The sequence below is a fragment of the Acidobacteriota bacterium genome (genome assembly GCA_003225175.1).
GTDB lineage: Bacteria > Acidobacteriota > Terriglobia > Terriglobales > Acidobacteriaceae > Gp1-AA112.
The window spans coordinates 1-5,092 of the sequence record QIBA01000099.1; the positions used below are offsets into that span (position 1 = coordinate 1).

A 5,092-nucleotide genomic window follows, 5' to 3' on the forward strand; every position below is an offset into this window, starting at 1 on the left:
GCGCCGCAGGTACTCTCCCGCTGCCTTCACCGGCACGCCTGCCAGTGGAACCTCGCTGGCGCCGCCATTATTTCTGGATGTCAGGGTCAGGCCGAGTGTTCGCGACGCTACTTCCGCGTCTTCGTAGAACATTTCGTAGAAGTCGCCCATCCGAAAGAACAAGATCGCGTCCTGATGACGCGACTTGATCTCCCGATACTGCTGCATCAACGGAGTCGATGCGGCGCGATTCAACGTGCGGGTGCCCTTACGACGAAACCGTCCATGTGCTTGGCCTTGATTCGCTTCAGCGCTTCCTCGGCGTCAACTTCAGTTGGATAGCGACCAATTCTCACCCGGAATGGCGCGACCGATCCATCGACCCTCGCTTCATATCCACGTGCCTTAAGTGTCGAGACGAGTTTATCGGCTTCTGGCTTGTGATTGTAGGCGGCAACTTGCACCGAATACCCGTTCATCGCCACGCCAGTTGAAGGAGTAGCGGGCGGGTTCCTCAGCGGTTTTTCAGCCGCAGTTTTAGATGGCGCTTTTTCAGGGGCTGCCCTGACGACTTTCGACGTATCTGGAGTGCGTGGCTTCTCCACCGGTGCTGCCTTGGGCGCCTTGGACGGATCCACGATACTGGGTTTCACGTCGTTGGCTTCCGTTGGCGGCTTGGGCCGGGTCGCTTGCTGGGTCGACTCTGGAGGCTGTTTCACCGGCCTCGCCGCAGCTGGCTTTGTGGGCTGCACGGCGGTCGATTCATTGACTGGTGCGGGCAAGGTCGTCGGTGGCACTGAAGTACTTCCCGGCGCAACTGCCGCTACGCTCCATTCTTTTCAAACAGCACCCGCGCCATCCAATAGCTCGCTCTCGCCAGCGATTTACTGCGGGGATAGTCGCGAGGGATTCGCTGCAGGTGAGCCAGCGCCCCATCGCGATCTCCACGGGCTAGCTCGAGTTGGGCCAAGCGCAGCAAGGCATCCGCCGCCTGCGGGGCCAGCGGATAATCAACGACTATGTGCTTGTAATCACTCTCGGCGTCGGCTGCGCTGGCAGCGAGCGAAGCACGCCAGAACAGCGCCTGTGGATAGAGCGGAGCTATTGGCGGCGTAGCTCTAATTACGGAGTCGATCAGCGCCCTTCCCGCTGCGCCATTGCCGTCACTGACCAGAGCCTGCGCTCTGGCAAAAACGGGATCGGGCGGCTTGGCTGAAACCTGCGAAATACTCGTCGACGCTGCCGAACACAACAACACGCCGACTGAAACCATCCATCTGAACATCTCACTACTCTCCTATTCACTCATGCCGCTGCGCTCACTTCCCCTGCACAGAGGCTCAGTAAGACCGAAGCCAGCAGTTGTTCTTCAGACGAGACTCTGCTCTCCTTGAGAGCGACGTCAGCCTCGAGCAGGGAATCAAGCGCCCGATCGAGAGACTCGCGGGTCCAGCGCTCTGCGGCGCGTGACCAGACCGCAGTGGCCGATCCCCACGGTCTGCCGGTAAAGGCTCCGGTCTCCCTCAGCAGATTGAAGTACTCCTGGGACAGCCGCGCCCTTGGAAGACCCTCGTCAAGTTTGGCGCGCCCCCACGAGACCGCGAGCATCTGCGTCGACAATGCCATGACGACTGAAACGCCCGTTGTTTTCGGCTGCGCCAGGACGTGCGGAATTAGGTCCAGCGCGCGGGCTGCATTACGGTCGGCGACAGCATCCAGAAGATCAGACAGCGTCTCTCCGCGCCTTACTCCGACCACCGCTGCCACTGCCTCCTCACCGATCTCCTGACCCCGTCCTTCGACGAAGCTCGCCAGCTTGTCGAGCTCACCAGACAATTGATGCAAATCGTTTCCGACAGCTGCCTGCAGTAGCTCCGTAGCCGCTTCGGTGATCCTCACACCGAGCGCGCTATCCGCGTGATGCGCGATCCACTTTGGAATTCTGTCGCCTGATAGCGGATCGAATTCGAGGGAGGTGCTTGCTGAAGACAGTCCGTCATCGGTCTTTGCGCCGCTGCCGGATGCCATGACCAGTAACAGATCGGAGGCCTGTTTTTTCAGGTAGTCGTCGAGGACCTTCCGTGCATCCTTGCGGAGCGCACCTACGTCGCGAATGACAACTCCCCTTCTTTCTGCCATCATCGGAGGTGTCGAAAGCAGAACCCCCAGTGATTCGCCGTCGAGCTCCCCTCCCCGCCTGATGTCCAGATTGAAGTCCCTCGCGGTCGGGTCGATGGCAGCTTCGACAAGCTGGCGGACAGCTTCGTCTTTCTGGTACTCGTCCTCGCCGGTGATGTAGTAAGCGCCGTCGAAAGAGCGGCGCTTTATTGCATCACGAAGTGTCTTGAGGGAGGATGCCGACATCCTCAGAAATATAGGTCGGCTCTCGGGAGCCGATGTTCGTCCGAGAGTCTATCGCGTGTAGTTCGCGAGCTCGAGCTTGGAGTGGGCAAACGTCACCGGCACCTGCTCAGCAAACAACGCTGCTGGCCAGATGGTCAGCCCGGCTGAAACCGATGCGACGATGGCCGGTGCCGACGTCGTTATCGGAGTGAACTCCGATTCGGGAACGGTCGCCACTACGGGCGGCATTAGCACATCGCGCGGGCCATTCGCGTGATCATATAGCGTCGTCGCTATGTAGCCGACCATAACCAGACTCGCGAGAGTGGCCGCGAAGGCCCCGAACCTCAGGTTTCGCTGCGTGCTGGCGAGCTGCTCGGTGTGACACTCTCTGAGGCGTACTTCGAGCCTTTGGGAGAAGTCGGCTGATAGCTCGATCGAGGGGAGATTCCTGAAAAGGAGCAGCGCCCGACGGATTTTCGCATCATGCTTCGCGCAGCTATCACATTCAGCAATGTGTCGCTGCATGCGGACCAGCTCGATACCAGCCAGCGTATCGTCTACAAAGGCAAGATGCTTATCACAAAACTCGTGACAGTCCATGGAGATAGGTTGAGGGTTCGGAAACAGGTACCCGCCACTGGGGTGCCGGTTCCCGAACCGACGAACCTAATCTACGTATGGAGCGATGATTTCCGCGAACGAGTTTCGGGCCCGGTTAAGTCTCGATTTTACCGTGCCCAGGTTGCACTCCGTGATCTCCGCGATTTCCTCGTAGGACTTGCCTTCGAGCTCGCGCAGAATGAACACGTTCCTGTGGTGCTCGGGGAGCTTTGCCACACTCTCCTCAACGATCTCTCTCAGGTGACGCTTCCGGTACATATCATCCGGACGGGAAGTCGTGTCTTCGAACTGAAGCGGACGATCCTCATCCTGGAAGTTCTTTTGAACCGTCTGAAAGAGAACCAGCGGGTTGCGTGAGCGGTTTCTCAGCTCGTTCTTCGCCAGATTCGAGGCGATCGTGTAGACCCAGGTCGAGAATTTCTTCGAGCGATCGAACCGATGCAGGTGGCGATAGACCCTGATGAAAACTTCCTGCACCAGATCCTCTGCCTTTTCCCGATCCCCAATGGTGCGGTAGACGAAGTTGAGTAGCCTGGTCTGGTATCGCGTTACGAGCTCCGAGAAGGCGCGCTCCTCTCCACCAAGGAATGCTGTGACGACGGCTGAGTCATCCATCGCCTGCAGGCGCTCCCTGACGGTCAACCCCTCAACCGCTACTATTTGCTTACGGACGATGTCAGCCATTCCTCTCTCCTTATATAAGAGACTCTCACAGCCTCTCAGCCGTGCACATCACTGCCGATGGAACTTTTCCTAGAACGGTGTAGTGCACGGGGTATGCCCGGCGTACCAGAACGCTAACCCCTTACCTGTAAAAGACTTAGCTTGGTTAGCGCAAGCCTGAGCTTGTCCAGATTCTGCCAATCCGTCCTATTTACATGACATGTCAGCGTCTTTCATTGATTAGACGCCAAATTGGCTCAAAGGGTTAATGACCTGCCCGAAACCCCGCGGCGAACAGGAGACCGACTGCAGTCTTGCTATCCCGGATCTCGCCGCCGTGCACCATCTCCAACGCTCTCGACAGCAGCATTGGCTGGAGATCCAAAAATTCGTCCGCCTCATGTTTAGTCTCTCCGCTGGCTAATCCGGTTGCCATATAGAGGTGAATTTTTTCGTCCGTGAATCCAGGCGTCGTGTAGATAGTGAGCAGATAATCCAACTGCTCAGCGGTACAACCGGTTTCCTCCTTGAGCTCCCGAACGGCGCAGTCGTGTGGATTTTCACCCGGGTCGAGCCTGCCGGCCGGTATCTCATAGAGGTAGCCGTCAGCGGCATACCGGTACTGTCGAATTAGTAGAACCTGGGGATCATCCCCGCGCGGATCGCTCAGGAATGGAACGACCGCACTCGCACCGGGATGCCTGATCATCTCCAGCTCACCCGTCGATCCATCAGGAAATCGCACGGTATCCATGTCGAGCGTGATGATTTTACCGGTGTACACCCGCATGGACTTCACACGGCCTGGAGAGACTTTCTCGTCCACGAACTTCCTAGGCCTCGTGCACCTTCACGTCCCCTATCTGCAGCTTCGCTAGCGAGTCACGAATCACTTTCGCGTCGCCGACGACGACAGTCTGCAGTTCACTCGGATGGAGGTGGGCACGCGCGGCTTGGAGAACATCTTCCACCGACACGCTTCGAACCCGATTCCGGTAAGTGTCGTAGTAGTCCGCGGGAAGTCCGTAGATCACCAGACTAGCCAGTGCAGACGCGATTGCCGCCGTAGTCTCGTATCTGATCGGAAAGACTCCGTCGAGATAATCTCTCGCCAGTGACAGCTCATCTTCCGATATCAGGTCGCGTCGCATTCGCTCCAGTTCGAGAAATATTTCCCGTAGAGCGGGCGCAGTGACTTCGCTCTGCACTGCCGTCGAGACCACGAAGGGGCCCGGACCGCGACGCCAGTCATAGTAGGAAGAAGCGCCGTATGTGTACCCTCGCGCTTCGCGAAGATTGAGGTTGATCCGGGACCCGAAGAGCCCGCCCAGGACTGCGTTCATCACCAACGTCGGAAAGAAATCTGGATTCTTTCGCGGCAGTCCTACGTGACCAACCCGCAGTTCCGACTGCGGCGCGTTCTGTTTGTCGATGATATGAACACTCTTTAACGATGTCCGCGCCGTTGCAGTCAGCTGCTGAT

General features: G+C 58.0%; 8 protein-coding genes. All 8 read right to left on the reverse strand.

Annotated features, from left to right (window positions below; genetic code table 11):
* Nucleotides 1–207, reverse strand: a 207-nt coding sequence (locus DMG62_22255) for a hypothetical protein (GenBank protein ID PYY20727.1), incomplete at its 3' end; no start/stop codon positions are given.
* A gap of 23 nt (nucleotides 208–230) precedes the next feature.
* Nucleotides 231–776, reverse strand: coding sequence for a hypothetical protein (locus DMG62_22260; GenBank protein PYY20728.1), 546 nt, complete (start codon nucleotides 774–776; stop codon nucleotides 231–233).
* 26 nt (nucleotides 777–802) lie between these two features.
* Nucleotides 803–1,264 (reverse strand): hypothetical protein, encoded by a 462-nt coding sequence (locus DMG62_22265; protein ID PYY20729.1) that lies wholly within the window; start codon nucleotides 1,262–1,264, stop codon nucleotides 803–805.
* A gap of 20 nt (nucleotides 1,265–1,284) precedes the next feature.
* Nucleotides 1,285–2,343, reverse strand: coding sequence for a DNA polymerase III subunit delta (holA, locus tag DMG62_22270; protein PYY20730.1), 1,059 nt, complete (start codon nucleotides 2,341–2,343; stop codon nucleotides 1,285–1,287).
* Nucleotides 2,344–2,391: 48 nt separating this feature from the next.
* Nucleotides 2,392–2,925: a hypothetical protein gene (locus tag DMG62_22275; GenBank protein ID PYY20731.1), complete on the reverse strand. Its 534-nt coding sequence runs from the start codon at nucleotides 2,923–2,925 to the stop codon at nucleotides 2,392–2,394.
* 66 nt (nucleotides 2,926–2,991) lie between these two features.
* Nucleotides 2,992–3,630, reverse strand: a complete 639-nt coding sequence (locus DMG62_22280; GenBank protein ID PYY20732.1) for an RNA polymerase subunit sigma-24 — start codon at nucleotides 3,628–3,630, stop codon at nucleotides 2,992–2,994.
* Nucleotides 3,631–3,874: 244 nt separating this feature from the next.
* The gene (locus DMG62_22285; protein PYY20734.1) at nucleotides 3,875–4,399 is read right to left on the reverse strand and encodes an ADP-ribose pyrophosphatase; all 525 of its coding nucleotides are present in this window, start codon (nucleotides 4,397–4,399) and stop codon (nucleotides 3,875–3,877) included.
* 43 nt (nucleotides 4,400–4,442) lie between these two features.
* A partial coding sequence (locus DMG62_22290) for an insulinase family protein (protein PYY20733.1) occupies nucleotides 4,443–5,092 on the reverse strand: 650 nt, incomplete at its 5' end.